The organism is Larkinella harenae, from assembly GCF_054780515.1.
Genome location: NZ_BAAGWE010000001.1, coordinates 2,169,942 through 2,190,515 on the forward strand (window position 1 = coordinate 2,169,942; position 20,574 = coordinate 2,190,515).

Here is a 20,574-nt window from a genome sequence, read left to right on the forward strand (position 1 = left end):
AAATGGAAAAGCTTAACGTGGATATTGTTATCGGTTTTGTGTTGGTTGCATTGCACATTTGGAACGCTATCCAATGGATTGATAAAAAGGCGATTCAGGAAGATATTATGGATCTGAAGGACCAGTTAAATAGTCTTGAAAGAGATGTTTACCATTCCCGTACAAGACTTCCAAGAGACAAAGGGGAATGTAATTGAGAATAAAGGTTGCATATGGAAAGCCAGGCGAATGTTCTGCCTGGCTTTTTTGTGTCCTACCGGGCGCGGTGTCGGCTGCTGATCTTGGATCAAAAAACGACGCAAACCATGCTGAACGGTGATTTAAAAACGTACATCCAGTATTTCCAGGCCTGGGCGGAAGCCCACGCGGATATCCGATTTTTCTGCTTCGGATCCGTCGAAAAAGGCATCGAATTCGCCCGCTCCCTGCCCGATTTCAATTATCCGTTTTGCTGGCTGGAACAGCCCATTATCCAGCCCACCGACAACGGAGCCATGCACCTGAACGAACGCTTTCAAACCGGGATCTGCATCCTGATCAAAGCCGCGCCCGATGATCACCAGGCCCAGATCGACGCCTACGATCTAAGCCTTTCCACCCTGACGGATTTACACGCCAAACTGATCCGCGACCACCGCAAAAACCGGATTCAACTGGATCCGAATTCGCTCCGGAAAGAACCCGTCGATCAGTTGTGGGTGGATAGCCATTACGGCTACCGGATGGAATTTACACTGGAGTTAAACAACAATAACCGCCTGATCAAATGACGAGTATTCCCGCTTTACTGACGCATTTACCCGCCCAGCTGTCGCTGAACCCCATCGTGGTCAACATCGAAGCCGTCAGCGATGCCACCTATCCGGATCGGGGCGGCCTGCGCTACTATTGCCAGGTGATGGTTCCCGAATCCTACCTGTCGGCCACCTACCAAGAACTGGTTCGGCTGGAAGGGGCCGAAGTGCCCGCCGTGGCGGCCGGGCCGGGCAAGTTGTACCAGGGCGCGTTCTTTGAAGTCCAGAACCAGCTGGATCCCTTGCTGGAGCGAACCGCGCCCGACTTTGGCCGAAACCGGATCTTTGTGGCCGATCAGCTGGTGATGCCCTATTATTGTGTGCTAACCGTCGAGAACAACGATGTGGAAATTTTCCGGCAAACGCTGCCGGTGCAGCACGTAGTAAAAGCCGGGATCAATGAAGTGGATTATGCCGCTTACAAGGATCTGTTTTTTACCGATTACATTGGCCGGGGGAAACGCTTTCTGACCTGGGCACCCGATTACAAAACCGTTCATCCGGAGCAACCCGAATTCTTGTACTACCTGACCAATTTTACCCCATCGCCCACGGCCCTGAAGCTTTGTTACCGGGTGTTTTTTGAGGATCATACCGAGCTAACCGGCTGCGCGTCGGAGCTGTCGAACGTGTTGCCCTTTACGGTGTACGGGGTGCCCGTTGGTCCCCAGGCGCTGGGCTTCGATCAGCTGGCGGGGCGGGTGCTTTCGTACGAAGTCTGGCTGGCCAATCAGAACGACCGGCGAATCAGTGAAATCCGTTCTTACCAGCTGGAGCAGGAGTACCGCCGAAACGTGCGTTTTGTGTTGTTTGCCAACAGCCTGGGCGGCTTTGACACGCTTTGCTTAACCGGCCAGGGGGAAGAGTCCATCGGGTTCAAACGGTCGATCAGCGAACGCTTTAACGGCTGGCAGTTTCTGCCCAGCTACGCCGAACGGGAAATCAACGACGTGAGCGGCTTGCGGGAACTGAAGGTGGCCACCGGCTGGCTGGATTCGGAAGGGCTGCGCTACCTGGAAGAGCTGCTGTTTTCCAGGGAACTTTACCTGGTTACGGATCGGGCGTTTGTGCCGCTGTTGCCGGTGGGGGATCAGTTTCAGAGCCGGATTGACGATGAATACCTGATCGGGCGAACTCTTACGTTTCAATACGCCAACAACGAAACGGCCTTCAGCGCCCTGCCCGATCCGGCGTCCCTATTTCAGCGGCCGACCGGCTGGCGGCCCAAGGCGATGGCCTGTCTGGTGGATGCGTTTGGCAAACGCACCGGCAAGCGCCAGGCGACGGTACTGGAGCAGTACTACCTGGACGATAACAGCAAAGTGGTGGGGGTGCCTTTAAAATCAAACGTACCAGGGACGGATGGCTATATCCCGCCCATGGATTCGGATAGCTGCCTGGTGACGCCCTATCTGAATTCCGAAATCAACCGCCAGGGCACCTTTCGCCGGTTGACTTGTCCGGATGGGCAATCGGGTGGCCCGGCTACCATCGTCATTGCGGCCGGAACCTACGGATCCGAAATCAGCCAGGACGACGCCCAGGCCAAAGCGGAAGCGGCCTTTCGGCGGCTCAACACCCAGGACTACGCCAATGAATTCGGCACCTGCCTTTCGGAGCCGGAAAAGTACGCCTTGGCGGTTCCGGCCGGGCACTGGCATTACCGGGTTGCGAATCCGTCGGGCTTTGCGGTGCAGGGGCTGGTGTTTAACAATCCCGTTGCGTTCCCGGAGATCGGCAACGTCTGGATGGCCCAGGGGCAAAACCGGCCGTACGTGTTTCCGATGAATAGCAACGATCTGGATTTTCCGATCTCGTATCCATCGAACGCCTGGCGGATCATGGTGTACGGCCCGGCCGGAACTCAGCGTCGGGTTCGGGTTTACCAGAACGGAATTCTGCGGTTGAATTACCTACTATCCATGAATAACGACGGTTACGAGTACACGTTTTTGACTTCCAACGGAGGCAACTCGTTTGTGCTGGCGAACGGTGATCGGATTTACTTAACCAACACGGCGGACTAATGGATTTCGACCAAATTTATGAGCAGCTGTTGCCGGTGGTGGAAGAAATCGCCCACGATGCCCTGGAACGGTTCAAGGATGCAATCCGGGAAAAACGCCTGGTGCTGACCGAAGAACTGGAACGTAATTTCCGGTATGAATTGACCCGTTCGGCCAGTATGCTGGCGCTCCAGATTGAATTCCGGGGCTACGGACGGTTCAAGGATATGGCCCGGACCCATTACGGGCAGATGGCCCCACCTGAGGAAATGGAGGAATTTGTTAAACACATCGGCCTGGATCGTTTTGCCTACGTGCAGGGCTACAGGGGCCACCAAGTTCCAACCGTGAAAAATGCCATAAAGCGGCTGGCTTTTGCCTTGGCTAAAGGCCGAAGGAAAGCCAGGGTAGTCAAACGGGGCTATAAAGGCACCTGGTACAATTCCAGCAAAATGAAAATGATCAACCAGGCTAAACGGGAGCTTCGGGAGAAGTACAAAAAGCTGGTAACTCCGTACCTGGCGAAACAATTGGAAGGCGAAAAGTAGCGTCCTACCAAAAACGGGCGGGCCGCTGGAATTTCGCCGAAACCAAACTGTCGAACCGATGGCTTCACGCAAAATTGATGATCTGGATCCGGTGTTGGCGTATGCGTTCGGAAAGGCCGAAGCGGAATGGAAACTGAAGTTTCCCGAAAGCCCCCAGCCGTTTCTGACCTGTACGTACCGATCCCCCGCCGAGCAGGATACCCTATTTGCCCAGGTGCCCAAAGTGACCAATGCCAGGGCGGGCCAGTCGCCCCACAATTACGAATTGTCGATGGCGTTCGATGTGGCCTTTAAAAAGCCGAACGGGGTAGTGGACTGGAGTAATGAACTGTTTACCCTGTTTTCCAAACTGGTGCTCAAAACGCCCGGCATTACCTGGGGCGGCTCCTTCCGGACGCTGAAGGATTTGCCCCATTTTGAGCGCACCAACTGGCAAAAGCTGGTAACCAAAAAGCCCTGAAATAGCGTCCTGTTTTAAGAAAATGCTTCCGGCGAAGTTCGTCGGAAGCATTTTTTTTATACGCCCATGAACGATGTTGAAATTAGTAAGATCAAGCTGCTGATCGACGGCGAAGAAGGGGAAGCGACCCTGAAGCAACTCAAGGAAGCCGTTTCCCAGGTAACCAAGGAGATGCAGAAGCTGGAAAAGGCGGGTGAAGATGGCAAGGAGCCATGGAAGGAACTGAGTCGGCTGATGGTGGATCTGACGGCGAAAGTGGATGTTGTGACCGATGCGGTCAACAACAGCGATGCATCGCTGTACGAATTGACCAACAAGAGCCGGAAGCTGAACAATGAGCTGAAGGATTTGAAAACTGGTTCTGACGAGTGGATCGCCAAGATGGAAAAGATTGGCGAAGTCGATGCCAAGATGATCGAGGTCCGCCAGGAAATGGCCCGTATCAAAAAGGAAGCCCTGGAGAATTCGGAAGCCTACCAGACCCTGAAAAAGCGCCAGGAGGAAGTTAACGAGGAAATGAAGGCCATGGTCCGCAACATCGATCTGAACGATGCGTCGATGGGTCAGCTGAAGGCCAAAAGCAATTTGCTCAATGAAGAACTAAAGGATCTGAAAGTCAACAGCACCGAATGGATCGCCAAAATGAAGGAGATCGACCAGGTGGATAACAAGCTTCGGGAAGTCGGCCAGGAAATGGACGCCCTACGTACCCACACCGAAAAGAACGTGCCGGTGATGGACCGCCTAAAGGATAGCGTCAGCACCTTTGCCGCGCTCCAGCTGGATAACCTGGTGGATCGCATTGTGGACTTCGGCCGGGAAAGTATTTCGACGGCGGCCCAGAACGATGACGCCATGGCCGATATCGCCAAGGCCACCGAAATGGTGATCGAAGATGTAGTCGAGCTGAACGAGCAGTTGAAAAAGATCGACACCCGCACCAGCGTGGAAGAACTCCAGCAAATGGCCGTGGCGGCCGGTCAGTTTGGCGTGGCCAAAGAAGATGTGCTGGGCTTTGTCGAAAGTACCGACAAGCTGAACATCGCCCTGGGGGATCAGTTCTCGAGCACCGAAGAGCTGGCCACCACCACGCTTCGGCTGCGGAACATTTTCCAGGATATCAAAACCGACAATATCGGCGATGATATGCTGTACATCGGCAACGCCCTGAACGCCCTGGAAGGGGCCGGTTCGGCGTCGGCGTCGGTGATGGCCGATTTCTCCAGCCGCATGGGTGGGGTGCTGATCCCGCTGGGCATGACCACGCCCCAGATCCTGGGCCTGTCGGCGTCGCTGGAAGAAATGAACGTGACGGCCGAGCGGGGCAGTACGGCGGTGACGGCCATCGTTCAGAAAATGCTGACCGACGTGGACCGTTTCGCCAAAGTGGCGGGCATGAGCACCAAAGACTTTACGGCCCTGATTGAACAGGATCTGTTTGGGGCGCTGATGAAGTTTGCCGAAGGCTCCAAACGGAGTGGGGATAGCTCCATTGTTTTCGCCAACATCCTAAAGGATACGAGCCTTTCCGGATCGGGGGCCATGGAAGTGTTGTCAAAACTGGCCAACAGCCAGGGGCTGGTGACCGATAAAGTGGGCTTTGCTTCCCAGGTGATTAAGGAGCAGAACAGCGTTTTACTGGAGTTTGACAAAAAGAACACCAATTCGGCCGCCCAGCTGGCCAAGATGGGCAAGGAAGTAACCAATATGTCCGTGGAACTGGGCCAGAAACTGATCCCCATCGTGATCAGCGCGGGCCAGGGGATGCTGACGTTTGTGAACACCATCCGGGCCGTCCCCCAATTTATCAACGAGAATAAAGCCGCTCTGGCGGCCCTGGTGGTGGGCCTGGTGTCGTTCAATACCACGGCCATCCTGGCCGCTGCCAATTCGGTGAAGCTTTCGGCGGCTAAAAAAGCCGAAGCCCTGGCGTCAGAGCTGGCGGCCGCTGCCGAAGCCATCCGGACGCGCCAGACGGCGGCCGCGGCCGTGGCCGACAATACCGCTGCCGCTGCCAGTCAAAAGCTGACGATTCAGGAACGATTGGCGGCTGCACAGACAACGATCAGTAACGGATTGACGGCCACCAAAACGGCCTTAACCAACGCCTGGACGATTGCCCAGAACGGGATTAATACGGCCCTGCGGGCCAACCCCATCGGGGCCGTCATTACGGTGCTGGCGATGCTGGCGGCCGGGCTGGTGATGGCCTACGAAAAATCGGAAACCTTCCGGGGTATTGTCAACGGTGTTTGGGCCGCTCTGAAAACGGGGGTACAGGCCATTACGGAAATTACCGGCAAATGTTACGACTGGATCCGGCAATCCCTGGAGCCGCTGGGCCAGAAGCTGGAGCCGGTGGGCCGCTTACTGGGGCCGCTGTGGGACTTAATCAAGCAGGGCGTGGGACTATGGGTTAATCTCCAGACCACCATTGCGCAGTTTATCGCGTCGGCCCTGGGCGGGCTGATCAACCGGATCGAGCCGCTGAAAACGCTGTTTTCGGCCCTGTGGTCGGTGATCGCGGGCGGGGTGGAAAAGATCAAGGCGGTGGGGGCGGCCATGGCTAATTTTTTGCCCATCGATTCGGTGATCAGCAAAATCAAGGATACGGCGTCGAAAATGGGCGTGGCCTTTTCGGATGCCTACAGCAAGGAAATCAACGCGGCCCGCGCGGCCGATGAAAAGGCCGATGCGGCCCACAACAGCAAGAAAACCGCCAATGCGAAAGCGTCGGCCAATCAGTCGGCGGAAGATGCCATAAAAGCCAATCAGGGCGCTAATGATGCCAAGGGTTTACAGAATACCCAGCATTTGACCAAAGAGCAGGAGAAGGAGAAAAAACACGCCGAGAAGGTGGCCGACGACAAAAAGAAAGCCAACGCCGACGCGCTTAAATCCATCGAAGAACTGAAGGTCCAGCTGATCAGCAACGAACTCCAGCGGGAGGTGGCCAAGGAAAACCTGAAGTACCAGCAGCAACTGGCCACCATCAAGGCGTCGCTGGCGTCGGAGGAAAATAAACGCAATCAGATCGAACTGCTGGAGAAAGTCCATACCGAGAAGGTGGCCGACCTGAAGGCGAACGCCCAGAAGAAACAGGATCAATTGCTGGAACGCTGGCTGGACGATGAGTATACGCGCAAGATCAAGAAGGCCCAGCAGTTTGCCAACGATGAAATTGCCATCGCCAAGGCGACGTTTGGGCAGACCGCCGAAGAACAGGAAAAGCTGGCCCAGATCATCAAGAAAATTGAAGCCTCGCTGGCCACCGAAATTATCGCCATCCGGAAGGATAAAGACGATAAGGATACCGAAGCCCGCAAGAAGAAGGAGAATGAGGAACACGCGGCCCGGTTGAAAACGCTGGCGGCCGAAAAGGATCTGTTTTCGGAAACCTACAAGGCGGCCGTGGCGTCGGCGGATCTGCACCTTCAGTTGGCCAAAACCAATGCCGATGCCATTTACCAGGCTAAACTGGAGAAGCTGAAAGCCGAGCACGAATACAACCGTCAAAAGCTGGAGAACGAGGCCCAGGCCGAGAAGGAGAAGAATAAAACCCGGATCCAGGATCTGACCGCGCGGGCGGCCGCTGAAACCAAAATCGATGAAGATCTGAAAAACCAGCTGGCCCTGGCCGACGCTAAGTTTGAAGCCGACAAAAAGGCGCTGCACCGCGAGCACCTGGAGGCCCGCAAGAAAGAGATCAGCGACTTTTTTACGGCCGTCGAAGGGCTGATGCAGGGGGATTTCGTCTCGTTTACCAACTTCATTTTGCAGAAGCTGGCCAATGCCAAAAGAGCCAACGAGGAAGAAAACCGGGACTGGAAAGAAAAGATGGCGGATCGGCTGGAGATGGCGGCCGCCATGGTGCAGGGCTTGCAGGCACTCAATCAGGCGTACCTCAATAGCCAGCTTCAGCGGATCCAGCGGGAAAAGGACGCCCGGATCAGTGCGGTCCAGGAGCAGATCAGCAACGTATCGGCCCAGGAAGATGCCTACGAAGCCCGCAAAGCGGCCCTGGAGCAACAGATGCGGATGGCCCGCACCGAAGCCGAGCGCCAGGAATTGCGCCAGAAAATGGAGAATCTGGAGATGGAACGCATGGGCCGGGAAGAATACTGGCGGCAAGTGGAAGCCCGCCAGCGCCAGTACCAGCAGGATATGGCCGCCCTGGAGCAGCAGATGCGGGAAGCCCGTACGGAAGCCGAAAAGCAGGAACTTCAGCAAAAGATCGACAACCTGAAGGAAGAGCAGACGGCCAACGAAAAGATGCTGGAAGACATTGCGGATGCTGAAACCAAGTACCAGGAGGATAAAAAAGAACTGGAAGATAAGCTTCGCAAAGCCCGCACCGACGCCGAGAAAAAGGAGCTACAGCAGAAGCTGACCAACCTGGAGACGGAGAAGAAGGGCACGGTGGCCACCAAAAAGGACATGGAAACCGAGATCGCCCGGATCAACGCCGAAGCGGCCGAAAACGAGAAGCAGGAAAAACTCAAAGCCTGGAAGCGTGATCAGGCGCTTCAGATCTCCATGGCGCTTATCAATGCCGCCCAGGCCGCGCTGAAATCGCTGGCCACGATGGGCTGGCCGTTGGGTCTGGTGGGTGTGGCCGCCAGTGCCGTGGCGGCCGGGATCCAGATCGCCATGATCAAAAAGCAAGCGCCCCCCAGCTACGCCAAAGGCGGGGTGAACTACGTCAAAAATGCGGGGGTGGTGAAAGGGGATCGGCACGGGAGCCGGTACGGAGAAGCCGGGATTTCGATGGTGAACCGGCGAACGGGCGAAGAAGTCGGCGAGCTGGAAGGCGATGAGCCGGTAATGATTCTCAGCCGCAACACCTACAAGAATAACAAGGGGGTGGTGGACATGCTGCTGAATTCGAGCCTGCACAAAAACGGGGCACCCATTTTCCGGGATGGTGGGATGTATGACGACTACGTAGGACGGCGACTGTCGTACGGGCGGGGCGGGGTGGCCTGGCGCATGTTTGCCGACGGTGGTGAGTATTACGATAGCGGGGCCGATATGGGTGGAGTTGCCAGCAGTGAGCCGGTGAATTCGGCGGCCGAAGCAACCGCGCTGACGACGGAAGAAATCCAGAAAAGCCAGGAGCTGATGGAATCCATTGGCAAGAACACGGAAAACACTGTACTGGCCCTGGAAGAAATGATCGACTACCTGGCCACTACATTTTTGCCCACCGTCAAACAGCAAAACGACGCCCTGGCGCTGGAGGTGAAAAACAAGCTGTCGGAACTGATTGCGGCCGACAAAGCCGGAAACGAATACCTGGTGGCCAGCCTGAAGCAGCAGCTGGACGCGATCATCGGCAACGGGGGAACGGCCAATGGCTACCTGGAGCGGATTGCGGCCAAAGACCTGAGTGTCCAAACCTTTGTCCATGTGATGAACCATATCAACGTTGTTGCGGGGGACTCAAATCTAAAATAAACTATGTTTGAAATTCGTCTGGAAGGGTATTCGGTGGATCTGCTGCCGAATACCCAGATTACCCTGGAGAAGTTTAACCCCCTGCTGGATTTTGCCACCGTGCAGGGATCCCGCGTCAATAGTTTCACCCTGCCCGATACGCCGACGAATCGGCGAATTCTGGGTTACTTCCACGATCCCCAGGTTCCGTACGCGAACCGGCGTTTTTTCTGTGAAAAGTACGTGGATAGCCAAGTGATCGAGCAGGGGTACGTGAAGATCCAGGAAGCGCCCCAGGGCGGAACCACCCTGTACTTTACCCAGAACCTGGGCAACATTTTCGGGGATCTGCAAGGGCTGGCGCTGTCGGAAATTCCGTTCGGTTCGCTGGCGCTGCCGGGTGCTCCCCTGGCGGCCGCCAGCCACCTGGTGGATCCGTACTGTTTGCCCTCCATCGAAAACCCGGCGTTCTACGGAAACCAGGAATTTCAGGGGGTGATCAACAAATATGATTCCGGAACGGCCACCTATCACCCGGCCGCCAGGGTGCCCCATTTTTTTCTTCGGTGGGTGCTGGAGACGTTTGGCCAGAAGTGCGGCTGGCGGTTTCGGGGGGCGTTTCTGGATGATCCGGATCTGGCGCGGTTGTGCCTGGCCAACCTGTATTCGCTCGACAGTGCGACGGCGATTTATCCGGCCAACCACCTGCCGGATCTGACGGCGGGGGGGGTATTGATCGAATTGCGGAAGCTGTTCAATCTGTTCCTGGATTTTGACGTTCGGCGGAAGGTGTGCGATATCTCCTTCGGGGAAGATGTGCTGGCGGCTGCTTGCGGGCTGGACTGGACGGCGAAGGCGGATCCGCGCCATAGCAAACACCCGGAAACGGTGAACCGGCTGGAATTGGGTTACGAATTGGACGGCAACGATGCACTGATGAAACCGATTCCGGAAGCGATGGATAAGTACACTACGGCGGAAACGGCGGCCAACGAAGGCGGGTCGGTGTTGCCAATCCGCTCCAGGTTTTCGACCTACCTGACCAACCCAGTGACCGGCCTGGCCCGCGCGCTCCAGCCGGGGATCAGCCCCAACAACAAGGATAGCCAGAACCGCAGTTCGCCCAAACTGCTGTTCTGGAACGGCGTGGTGGGCGGGCTGCCCAGGGCGACGCATTCGAGTGGACCCAGAAGCCTGATCTGGCACGGCGCGAATAACCTGGTGGATTCGGGCTATCGCCAGTTTGAGCGGTTCAAGGAAAACACGTTTCTGCTGAAAAAGCTGGTGGCCCTGACGCCCACGGACCTGGCCACGTTTTCGTTCCGGAACAAGGTTCACATCAAAGGGGTGAACTACCTGGTGGGATCGATGCGGGTGGGCCTGATGAAAGATCAGCGGGTGATTCCGGCCGAAGTGGAGCTGTGGCGGGTGTGAAGTACAAAAAAGGCCTGGGGATTTGATGAGCCAGGCCTTTTTTTAAAGTTGTCAAACTTTGATACTATTTACAATGGACTGTGTAAAGTCATTATGATTAATATTTATTAGTGGCTTTACAACATTGGCCTCAATTCCGCTTTCAGTTAGTCTAATTGCTACCTCTAAACCATTTCGGAAAACAATACCCAATTTTTGATTGAAGGGCGAGTCAATTGTTTCAATTTCAGTTTTTTGTGGTCCGAACTGGGTTTTCTGTTTCCTAAGATGTACTAATTGTTTCCGGATGTTATTAAGCTTTTCAACTTCTCCAGGATGATAAAAATTGTCAAATTCATTGAAGTAATCTTCCATTGGCTGTGACAATAAGATTCTAGGTGTAGTAACAGCCTTATTGACTATTATACAACGCATTGTTATTACAATGCGTTCTTTTTCTGTCGAATTAAAACGTCCGTTTATATCCGTCAAAAATTGCCAAATGTAAATCCTGTTAAATCCGTCAAAAATTGCTTAAATTAATGGAGTTAATACGTTTAATCTAGCACCCTATGATTTACGCTTACATACGAGTTTCCACGGATCGACAAACGGTCGAAAATCAGCGATTCGAGATCCTGAAAGTTACTAGCGCCAAAAAGCAGCTGGTAGACGAATGGATTGAAGAAACGATATCAGGAACAAAGGCCGCCCAGGATCGCCAGTTGGGCGACGTGCTGGCTCGAATGCGGAAAGGAGATTCACTGTATGTTACTGAACTGTCGCGCCTGGGCCGTTCATTGCTGGAAATTATGGCGATCCTTAACGAGTGCATGAAAAAGGATGTGCTGGTGGTTTCAATAAAAGAAGGGTACGAACTAGGTAACACGATATCCAGTAAGGTGCTGGCGTTTGCATTTAGCTTATCTGCCGAAATTGAACGCCAACTGATTAGCCAGCGTACGAAAGAAAGCCTGGAGCGAAAGAAAGCGGAAGGCCATGTATTAGGGCGGCCGGTGGGATCCCGATCGAAGGAAACGAAGCTGACTGGCAAAGAAGATGTCCTTCGGGAACTGCTGAAGAACAAGGTAAGTCGTTCAGCCATTGCCCGGATTCTGGGCGTCAATCGTCAGACCGTAGTGAATTTTATTTCAAAAAGGAAACTATAAATTAATCTCAGCTATGTCACAAATAGAATTTTCGATAGAAGTGAAACCAATGTCCAGAGAAGAATACGAAGGTAGGGTTCCTCAGACTCTCTATAAATACAGAGATTGGAAAGTTAAATTGCATAGGGCTATTTTGACTCGCCAAGAAATTTTTTTTTCCAATCCAATTACAGACTTTCTGGATGAAAGAGATTGTCGAATTCCTATAGAATTTGATGATATGGAGAGGAAAATGCAAGAGCATGCTTTGCAGACTTATAAAGGTTCTGGCATGACTGATGATGAAATTCTAAGAATGGCGAAGTACTATTTTGATAAACGATTTAGCACGCCTGAAAAAATCGAAGAACGGAAAAAAGAATATTACATGTTGATAAATCACTCAATAGGAGTTTATTGCGTTTGTCAGTCAAATGACAATATTAGTATGTGGCAAGGCTACGCAAATAATAATACTGGATTTTGTGTTGGAATTAGCTTAAATGATGCTTTTAAAACTTTTCATAGCAACAAAATATATTTCAACCCAATCACATATGTCAAGGAAAGTTTTCCGAAGTTACAATGGGTAGCTGTGACAAATGATACTTTTGATCAGGTGCTCTTTAACAATGTAAGGAATAATTTCACAAAGTATGATAAGTGGCGCTATGAGGATGAGTTTAGAATCGTTAGGATGTTTGATAAAGACTTTCCGCAAGAAGTTACCATAGCTGAAAGGGTTTTTAGACTACCTAAAAGTTGCTTTAAAGAAATAGTATTTGGAGCGGAGATGGATAAGAATGAAATAGATGAAATTGTTCAAGTTTGTAAGAATGAGCAACTTTATGTCAAATACAAACAAAGCAAAATTAGGCCTGATGGAACTGTTGTTATTGAGGACCATATTTGAAACCTTATTTGCCAGTTTCAGGACATTTAGTAAAAAAGAAGATGGCCAGGAAACCCGGCCATCTTGCTCATTCATCCTTTAATTAAAATTAAGCTCTAAAGGTAGGGGGCATATTGAAAAAACGGCCCTGGCTGCCCTAAAAAGGCCAATATGGTTTATTAAGCGGCTTCTGGCTTAAATAGCTTGTCAAATACATTGATCTTCTCCTTTCTCCGTTTTTCGCTCAGGTGGACATATTTCATGGTTGTTTGGATGTTGGCGTGGCCCATGTATTCTTTCAGTGTTACAACGTCTCCCCCTAGTTCAATGAACAGTGTTCCGAATGTATGCCGGGCTGTGTGGGTAGTGATCTTGAAATCCACTTCAGCAGCCTTTCCAATTTTGTCTAACAGTCGATTTGTATAGGGTTCTGAGTACGTTTCAAAAAGGCGACCTAATGAAGTTGTGATTAGGACTTTCGCCATGGGGTGAAGGGGGATCCGGACAACTTTATGGAAACGCTTCGTTTTTAGGGGCATAATTACCAGCCAGTCGCCTTTTATATTCTCATGGCTTACGGCCTTGGCGTCACTGATCCGAAGGCCTGTGAAGCAACTGAAGAGAAAATGGCGTAGAACTGTTTGCCAGCTTTCGGGTGTAGAGTTGTTTCGGAAAATAGCCATTAAAGCTTGAAGCTGTTCTTCCGTCAATACATTGGGCTGAGTTTCTGGATGGGCAACCTTGACAATTTTGAAGGGATCGTCAAAAACGTTTCCAGCCGCCAGTGCCCGCTTTACGTACGTCCGGACATTTTTCATGTGGCCTTCTACGGTGCTGGGAATGTTTCCACGTTCGGCCTTCATCCAGGCACGAAAATTTTCCAGAAGCTTTGGGGTAACGTCTTTGAAGGGGAGATGTAATTGTTTTGACGCAGAATCAGGCTCTAAGTCACTTTTTGATTTTTTTATCAGCTTGGCCTGTTCCTGCTTCCAGAATTCCTTCAAACTATTCAGGCTGGCCATGTGGCCTTTCCGGCTGCCTAATTCGATCTTCTTGCGCTTATATCGCTCCAGGCAGTCATTTATCGCAAAGGTGAAGAAATCCTTCCTGGAGGTGAAATTATTGTAGTCTTTGAGCAGCAAGGCAATCGTCAATACTTTTCCAGATAGACGGTATTCTTTGAAAATGTCGTTGATCTTGCCGACTTCCGTGTCGATGATCATTCGAAAGTCGGAACAGTCTTTATCGTCTTTCTTTCGGGGTAAGATCTTACCCGCCTTTTTGTCAAAATAGGAGGGTGGCCAAGCTAGTTTTAGCGGAATTCGGTCTTTCTGGCCATCCACATTCACATAAATGTACAGCGGAGAAGTGCCGTCTTTTCGGATGTGATCATCCTTGATAATGACCTTTTTTACGTAGTTCTGTGTAGTTCCCATTCGGATCACTTTAGGAATAGATAGGACGGAGAAAACAATTCGGAACAGGGTTAGGAAACGCAAAACGCCCAATACGTAGCGTATTGGGCGTTTTTTGCTTGTTTCGTGCACTCGTAGGGATTCGAACCCCAAACCTCCTGATCCGTAGTCAGGTGCTCTATCCAATTGAGCTACGAATGCGTTCCCTGTGTTGGGACTGCAAAAGTAAGATAAAAAAGATACGATTCAAATGAAGCGGCAGAAATTTTGCCTCATTTTCCCCGAAAATTTGGTTTGCGCTTTTGCAGAAAGGATAGAATCCCTTCGGCAGCGTCGGCCGACCGACCAAGTTGATCCTGATAATGAGCTTCTTGTTCAAGTTGATCCTCCAGCGGGGTATACAGCGACTGATTCAAGGCTAATTTCATAAAACCAATGGCTTGGGTGGGTGCCGTCGCGTAGTACCCAACGGTTTCGGCCACCGCATCATCTAAGTGCGTGGACGGAACCGAACGCGTTACCAAACCCAATTGGGCCGCTTCGGGGCCATACACGCGCCGACCCGTGCTGCATAACTCAAAGGCTTTTTGCGAACCCAGCAGGCGTGGCAAAAAAAACGTTGCGCCAGCATCCGGCAATAAACCGATGCCCACAAACAATAACGACACGTATGCTTCGTCGGCAGCAATAATGACATCACAGGCCAGAGCCAGCGAACAACCCGCACCGGCCGCTATCCCGTTTAGTCGGCAAACAACAGGTTTGGGCAGGTTGCGGATAGCGCGGACCATTGGGTGATAAGTTGTTCGGAGCAATTCTCCCATTGAAAAACCGTCGGTATGCTGAAGTTGACCGGCGGCTTCTTTTAAATCGGCTCCCGAACAAAAAGCTTTGTCACCAGCACCGGTTAGCACCACGACCCGAACGGTTTCATCGGCCCCGGCGGCTTCAATAGCATGCGTGATTTCTCCGATCAAAGCAGGATTCAAGGCGTTGTGAACCTGCGGGCGATTGAGTGTAATGCGACAAATGCCGTTTGAAACGGCGAAAAGGAGATGCTCGTACATGGTTATGGCTGGTTTAGGCGTCTGCTACATGCACTTGGCCCGAAACGATAAAATGATGCCTCGCTGATTAAAGTAATACCAATACCGTCGTCAGGCTGATAAGCAGGCCCAGCCCCATTCCGGCCACAACCTGCGCCGGTGTGTGGGCGTTCAGAAGCAGCCGGGCACTGGCCAGCAAACCCGCCAAAACCGTTAGGGCCACCAAGGGATACAGCAGGTGCATCTCGCCCGATTTGATGGCAATACCGAGCAGAGCTCCCACAATACCACTAATTCCGACGCTGTGGGCGCTGATTTTCCAGAACAGACTGATCAGGCCAACCAGGGTGACAGATACCGTAATGCTGCCCAAAATAATCCCGATTTCGGGCGCTATATTAGCCAGAGCCGGTAGCTGAAACGAAAACAGGAGGGTGGTGGTCGTGTAGAGCAGAGCCGTCATAAAATATGGCAGCCGGCGATCCCGCAATTCGTCCATGTGCAGACTGCGGATGTGTCCGGCGCGGTGCAGAAAGTAAATTAGCACCGCCGGAACAAAGAACGTTGTGATGCCAATCAGCATCAGCAGACTCAATTTGAAGGTCGTGCTAAATGCATCAACACCCAGTGCTCCTGATGCATTAAACAACAGGATGCTGAATAAGATGGTGGGCATCATCAGCGGATGAAAAGCCGCCGATAGGGCGCGGGCCAACGTGACGCTCACGGTTTCGGTTTTCGGTTTTCGGTTGTCAGTCAACCGTTCCTCTTCAATCATTTAACAAAATTAACAAAGCTCAATTAAACGAACGCATTGAGGCTTTAAAACCGTTCCCGTGGCCCGGCGTAAACAGAAACCGTCAAGAGTTACAATTGTTTGCGTAACCGGGCCACGGGAATATTCAATTGCTCGCGGTATTTGGCAACGGTTCGGCGGGCAATGTTGTAGCCGCGTTCGTTGAGCATTTTTTCCAGTTTATCGTCCGAAAGCGGATTGCTCTTGGGTTCCTGATCAATAAATTCCTTCAGAATATTCTTTACTTCACGGCTGCTGACATCCTCGCCAGAATCGGTCGCGATCCCCTCAGAGAAGAAATATTTAAGCGGATAAATGCCAAATTCGGTTTGTACGGCCTTGCTGTTGGCAACCCGCGAAACCGTCGAAACATCCATATCGATCAGGTTGGCAATATCTTTCAGGATCATGGGACGAAGCTTGGTTTCGTCGCCTTCCAGGAAGAAATCGTACTGAAACTTGACGATAGCGTTCATCGTCTTCAGCAGCGTTGCCTGGCGTTGTTTGATGGCGTCGATGAACCACTTGGCGGCATCGAGTTTCTGCTTGACAAACGAAACGGTTTCTTTTAACGATCGGTTGTTTTTATCACTTTTCTCGTAGGTGTCCAGCATTTCGGCAAACGACCGGCTGATGCGGAGTTCGGGGGCATTGCGCGAATTGAGCGTTAATTCGATTTTGCCGCCATTGTTGGTCAAAATAAAGTCCGGAATCAAGTACTGAATGGCGCTGTCTTCGCCCTCAACCGAACCCGGCTTCGGATTTAGCTTGGTGATGATGGTGATGACCTTCTTGAGTTGATCCTCGTTGATATTCAGCCGTTTCTGGATTTTGTCGTAATGCTTTTTGGAGAATTCTTCAAAAAGATCTTCGATGATTCGAATGGCCAGCGTAACGGCCGGATCAGACTGGTCTTTGCGGTGTAACTGCAACAGCAGGCACTCCTGCAACGAGCGGGCCGCAATGCCCGGTGGGTCAAACGTCTGAACGCGTTTTAGCACCGCTTCGAGCTCATCAATATCGGTGAAAATACCGTGCGAAAAAGCCAGGTCGTTAACAATGGCCTGCATCGACCGGCGAATATACCCATCGTTTTCAATGCTTCCAATGAGCTGCATACCAATCACTTCCTGCCGTTCGTCCAGGTTCAGATAACCAAACTGCTGCATGAGCGTGTCGGTCAGGGTCGAACGGTTGGCCACCGGCATCTCACGTTCTTCCTCGTTATAATTGCCGTCGCCCTGCATTTTATAGCCGCTGTAGTCGTCTTCGTTGAGATAACTGCCTAGATCGACTTCATCATTGCGTTCTTTGTAATCATCGTCGTTGTAATCATCCGTAAACGGATCGTCGGCGCTGGATTCATCGTAGTCCGTATCGAGTCCTTCTTCCAAAGCCGGGTTTATTTCTAATTCCTCTTCAATACGGGTTTCAAGTTCGGCCGTCGGAATTTGCAACAGTTTAATAAACTGTATCTGTTGCGGAGACAACTTCTGTTGAAGCGATTGGGTAAGGCTGAGTCTTTGCATAACCAAGTAATGTACTTTATGGGCGGATCACAAAGGGTTGCCCGGGCAATAACGGGTGACCACGCCTATCAAATTCCAGACCAATTTTATGAAAAAATGTTTTACATTCTGCTTATTTTCTGTTTTATAAATATAATTTTCTCATAATGAGCACTTTATGGTAAATTGTTTTTGCTGGGTTGTTTTTTCTTTGTCGAAGAAATCGCTTCATATTACGCTGAATGCCTTAACTTTACAACCTTCTTTCACTTATTACTTTTCAGAATGACTGTCAAACAATTACTTGCGTCTGAAAACACCGGCCACGCTGTCACCGTCAAGGGCTGGGTTCGGACCAAGCGGGAAAGTAAAAATGCGATTTTTATTGCTATCAATGACGGTTCTACCATTCATAACTTACAAGCCGTTGCCGAACCCGGGCAATTCAGTGAGGAGACAATCCGACTGGTGACGACAGGGGCCTGCGTTGCCATCACCGGAACGCTGATCGAGTCGCAGGGCTCAGGGCAGAAAGTGGAGGTAAAGGCCACTGATATTCACATCTACGGTCCAGCAGATCCCGAAACTTATCCGCTACAACCCAAGAAACACTCGATGGAGTTTCTGCGGGAGATTGCCCACCTGCGCCCCCGAACCAACACGTTCAGTGCGGTTCTCCGCATTCGCCACGCCCTGGCTTTTGCGATTCATAAATACTTCAACGACAACGGTTTTTTCTACCTGCATACGCCCATCATCACCGCATCCGATGCGGAAGGAGCAGGGGAGATGTTCCGGGTTACAACGCTGGATCTGGACAAGCTGCCGCGCACGGAAGAAGGCGCGATTGACTATAAACAGGACTTTTTCGGGCGCGAAACCAACCTGACGGTTTCCGGGCAGCTGGAAGGCGAACTGGGTGCACTGGCCCTGTCAAAAATTTATACATTCGGTCCGACGTTCCGGGCCGAAAACTCCAATACAACTCGCCACCTGGCCGAATTCTGGATGGTGGAACCCGAAATGGCGTTTTATGAGCTGGAAGACAACATGAATCTGGCCGAAGATTTCGTCAAAACCGTCATCGGGTACGCTATGGAACACTGCGCCGACGATCTGAAGTTCCTGGAAAGCCGGTTAATTGACGAAGAAAAATCCAAACCGCAGGCCGAACGCAGCCCCATGCCGCTGCTCGAAAAGTTGTCGTTTGTGGTCAACAACGATTTCCAGCGCCTGACTTACACCGAGGCCATCAGCATTCTGTTGCAGTCGAAACCGCATAAGGAGAAGAAATTCCAGTATCCGGTGGGCTGGGGCATCGACCTGCAATCGGAACACGAACGGTATCTGGTTGAAAAACACTTCAAAAAACCGGTTATTCTGACCAACTATCCGCGCGAAATCAAGTCGTTCTACATGAAACAGGACGAGCCGTCGGAGTCGGCTCCGGGACCAACCGTGCGGGCGATGGATGTGTTGTTCCCCGGTATTGGTGAAATTATCGGGGGGTCGCAGCGGGAAGACAATTACGAAAAACTGATGGCGCGGGTGCAGGAAGTGGGCGTTGATCCGGCCAACATCTGGTGGTTCCTCGAAACCCGTCAGTTTGGCTCAGCCCCACACTCCGGTTTTGGGCTGGGCTTCGAACGGCTGGTGCTATTCGTAAGCGGCATGGGTAACATCCGCGATGTGATTCCGTTCCCAAGAACGCCCAAAAGTGCGGAGTTTTAAGCGGCTAATAATCAAGGGTTAAGGTAAGGGAGAAGAGGAAGGAGGGAAAGGCATAAATTGCCCGAAACCTTTCTGCCTTTTCCCCCTTTATTCTTTTCTGTCCTTGCTAAATCCTGATTTTTCTGAGTAAATTTTAAAAATAGGGTACTTTAATTTTTGACTGTTTACCATTGCAGTTTGCTAAAATGCGTTGGGGAGGAGTACGCCAATTGTTATTCTTGGGAGTGATGCTGTCCGGGCTGGCTGCGTGCGGAACACAAAACGACGCGCGCAAAAAGAAGGAAAAGCCCGTCTCGGAATCGATTGCGGTATTGGCCGCCTTGCCACTCGAAGCCACACATCCACCGGATAACCCGACCAATGCAAAAAAAGTGGAACTGGGAAAGTACTTGTTTTACGACCCGATTTTGTCCGGCAACCGGGATGTGGCCTGCGCCACCTGTCATCAGGCAGAATTCAATTACGCAGAATTTCTGGAAACGTCGATTGGGGTCAATGGCACCGGAAGTAACAGCAAGCGCCGTTTTCTGACGCCCAACACCATTCCGTTTGTTAAAAGAAACTCGCAGAGCGTTCTGAATACGGCTTTTAACGGCATCACCAACCACGGCCACTACGATCCGAAGCGGGCACCGATGTTCTGGGATTCGCGGGCGAAAAGTCTGGAAGAACAGGCGCTGCTGCCCATCAAAACACTGGAAGAAATGCGGGGCCATGCGTATTCGGAAGAAACGATTCTGGATGAAGTCATCACCCGAATCCGGCGGATCGCCGAATACCGGCAGTTATTTGCGGAAGCGTTTACGGACGAAACCAATCCCGTTCACGCCAAAAATCTGGCCAAAGCCATTGCCGCTTACGAACGGACGCTGGTGGCCAATCAAACCCGGTTTGATCTGTACATGCGGGGCGATAGCAATGCCCTTTCGTACAGCGAAAAAGATGGTCTGAATCTGTTTTTGCGCACCGGCTGCGCCAAATGCCATAACGGACCGATGCTGTCTGATTACAAATTGCACGCGTTGGGGGTACCGGATACCCAAAACCGCAACGAATCCGACGCGGGAATCAACAACGATTACGCATTCCGGACGCCTTCACTGCGCAACCTGCGGTATACAGCGCCTTACATGCACAGCGGGAAATTCAAAACTTTGGATCAGGTGCTGATGTTTTACGAAGACATCGCGGGTGGGAAAATCGAGAATCCGCACGTTACCGCCAGTCAGATTGATCCACTGGTAACGGATCTGAGGCTGAAATTCAAGGACATATCCGGAATTGTTGAATTCCTGAACACCCTCAACGACGACTCCTTCGACAAAACCGTTCCGACCCGCGTTCCCAGCGGTTTGAAGGTAAAAGGGAATATGGATTAATG

The 20,574-nt window shown here is 51.7% G+C and carries 16 protein-coding genes and 1 tRNA gene; 11 read left to right on the forward strand and 6 right to left on the reverse strand.

What is annotated here, in order from left to right; genetic code table 11:
• The first annotated feature begins 2 nt into the window (after positions 1 to 2).
• From ACYVH9_RS08915 to ACYVH9_RS08945, 7 genes are all read left to right on the forward strand, one after another.
• Positions 3 to 197 carry a hypothetical protein gene (locus tag ACYVH9_RS08915; RefSeq protein ID WP_460635955.1) on the forward strand — a complete coding sequence of 65 codons (195 nt, stop codon included), beginning with the start codon at positions 3 to 5 and terminating at the stop codon, positions 195 to 197.
• Positions 198 to 212: 15 nt separating this feature from the next.
• Complete coding sequence (locus ACYVH9_RS08920) at positions 213 to 770, forward strand: hypothetical protein (protein ID WP_460635956.1); 558 nt, start codon at positions 213 to 215, stop codon at positions 768 to 770.
• A complete protein-coding gene (locus ACYVH9_RS08925) occupies positions 767 to 2,821 on the forward strand; it encodes a DUF5977 domain-containing protein (RefSeq protein ID WP_460635957.1) in 2,055 nt (684 codons plus the stop codon). Before ACYVH9_RS08920 ends, ACYVH9_RS08925 begins: the two co-directional genes overlap by 4 nt.
• The gene (locus ACYVH9_RS08930) at positions 2,821 to 3,348 is read left to right on the forward strand and encodes a hypothetical protein (RefSeq protein ID WP_460635958.1); all 528 of its coding nucleotides are present in this window, start codon (positions 2,821 to 2,823) and stop codon (positions 3,346 to 3,348) included. Before ACYVH9_RS08925 ends, ACYVH9_RS08930 begins: the two co-directional genes overlap by 1 nt.
• Positions 3,349 to 3,406: 58 nt before the next feature.
• Positions 3,407 to 3,808 (forward strand): M15 family metallopeptidase, encoded by a 402-nt coding sequence (locus ACYVH9_RS08935; RefSeq protein WP_460635959.1) that lies wholly within the window; start codon positions 3,407 to 3,409, stop codon positions 3,806 to 3,808.
• A gap of 66 nt (positions 3,809 to 3,874) precedes the next feature.
• Positions 3,875 to 9,265: a phage tail tape measure protein gene (locus tag ACYVH9_RS08940; protein WP_460635960.1), complete on the forward strand. Its 5,391-nt coding sequence runs from the start codon at positions 3,875 to 3,877 to the stop codon at positions 9,263 to 9,265.
• A 3-nt stretch (positions 9,266 to 9,268) separates the two neighbouring features.
• Complete coding sequence (locus tag ACYVH9_RS08945; RefSeq protein WP_460635961.1) at positions 9,269 to 10,678, forward strand: hypothetical protein; 1,410 nt, start codon at positions 9,269 to 9,271, stop codon at positions 10,676 to 10,678.
• 51 nt (positions 10,679 to 10,729) lie between these two features.
• Here ACYVH9_RS08945 and ACYVH9_RS08950 read toward each other — a convergent pair whose 3' ends face one another.
• Complete coding sequence (locus tag ACYVH9_RS08950) at positions 10,730 to 11,032, reverse strand: hypothetical protein (RefSeq protein WP_460635962.1); 303 nt, start codon at positions 11,030 to 11,032, stop codon at positions 10,730 to 10,732.
• A 197-nt stretch (positions 11,033 to 11,229) separates the two neighbouring features.
• Between ACYVH9_RS08950 and ACYVH9_RS08955 the strand changes: the two genes are divergently transcribed.
• Positions 11,230 to 11,826 (forward strand): master DNA invertase Mpi family serine-type recombinase, encoded by a 597-nt coding sequence (locus ACYVH9_RS08955; RefSeq protein ID WP_460635963.1) that lies wholly within the window; start codon positions 11,230 to 11,232, stop codon positions 11,824 to 11,826.
• A 13-nt stretch (positions 11,827 to 11,839) separates the two neighbouring features.
• Entirely contained in the window at positions 11,840 to 12,718 is an 879-nt protein-coding gene (locus ACYVH9_RS08960; protein ID WP_460635964.1) for a DUF2971 domain-containing protein, read from the forward strand.
• Positions 12,719 to 12,876: 158 nt separating this feature from the next.
• On the opposite strand, the gene ACYVH9_RS08965 is transcribed toward ACYVH9_RS08960, so the two are convergent.
• The 5 genes from ACYVH9_RS08965 to rpoN all read right to left on the reverse strand — a co-directional run bounded on the left by ACYVH9_RS08965 (position 12,877) and on the right by rpoN (position 17,483).
• Positions 12,877 to 14,133: a tyrosine-type recombinase/integrase gene (locus ACYVH9_RS08965; protein ID WP_460635965.1), complete on the reverse strand. Its 1,257-nt coding sequence runs from the start codon at positions 14,131 to 14,133 to the stop codon at positions 12,877 to 12,879.
• A gap of 106 nt (positions 14,134 to 14,239) precedes the next feature.
• Positions 14,240 to 14,313, reverse strand: a tRNA-Arg gene (locus tag ACYVH9_RS08970).
• Between the two features lie 71 nt (positions 14,314 to 14,384).
• Positions 14,385 to 15,179: an enoyl-CoA hydratase/isomerase family protein gene (locus tag ACYVH9_RS08975; RefSeq protein ID WP_460635966.1), complete on the reverse strand. Its 795-nt coding sequence runs from the start codon at positions 15,177 to 15,179 to the stop codon at positions 14,385 to 14,387.
• Positions 15,180 to 15,246: 67 nt separating this feature from the next.
• A complete protein-coding gene (locus ACYVH9_RS08980) occupies positions 15,247 to 15,936 on the reverse strand; it encodes a hypothetical protein (protein WP_460635967.1) in 690 nt (229 codons plus the stop codon).
• Positions 15,937 to 16,025: 89 nt separating this feature from the next.
• On the reverse strand, positions 16,026 to 17,483 hold the full coding sequence (rpoN, locus tag ACYVH9_RS08985; RefSeq protein WP_460635968.1) for an RNA polymerase factor sigma-54: 1,458 nt from the start codon (positions 17,481 to 17,483) through the stop codon (positions 16,026 to 16,028).
• 264 nt (positions 17,484 to 17,747) lie between these two features.
• On the opposite strand from rpoN, the gene asnS reads away from it, so the two are divergent.
• The gene (gene asnS / locus ACYVH9_RS08990; RefSeq protein WP_460635969.1) at positions 17,748 to 19,193 is read left to right on the forward strand and encodes an asparagine--tRNA ligase; all 1,446 of its coding nucleotides are present in this window, start codon (positions 17,748 to 17,750) and stop codon (positions 19,191 to 19,193) included.
• A gap of 185 nt (positions 19,194 to 19,378) precedes the next feature.
• Positions 19,379 to 20,572 carry a cytochrome-c peroxidase gene (locus ACYVH9_RS08995; protein WP_460635970.1) on the forward strand — a complete coding sequence of 398 codons (1,194 nt, stop codon included), beginning with the start codon at positions 19,379 to 19,381 and terminating at the stop codon, positions 20,570 to 20,572.
• Positions 20,573 to 20,574: the final 2 nt, after the last annotated feature.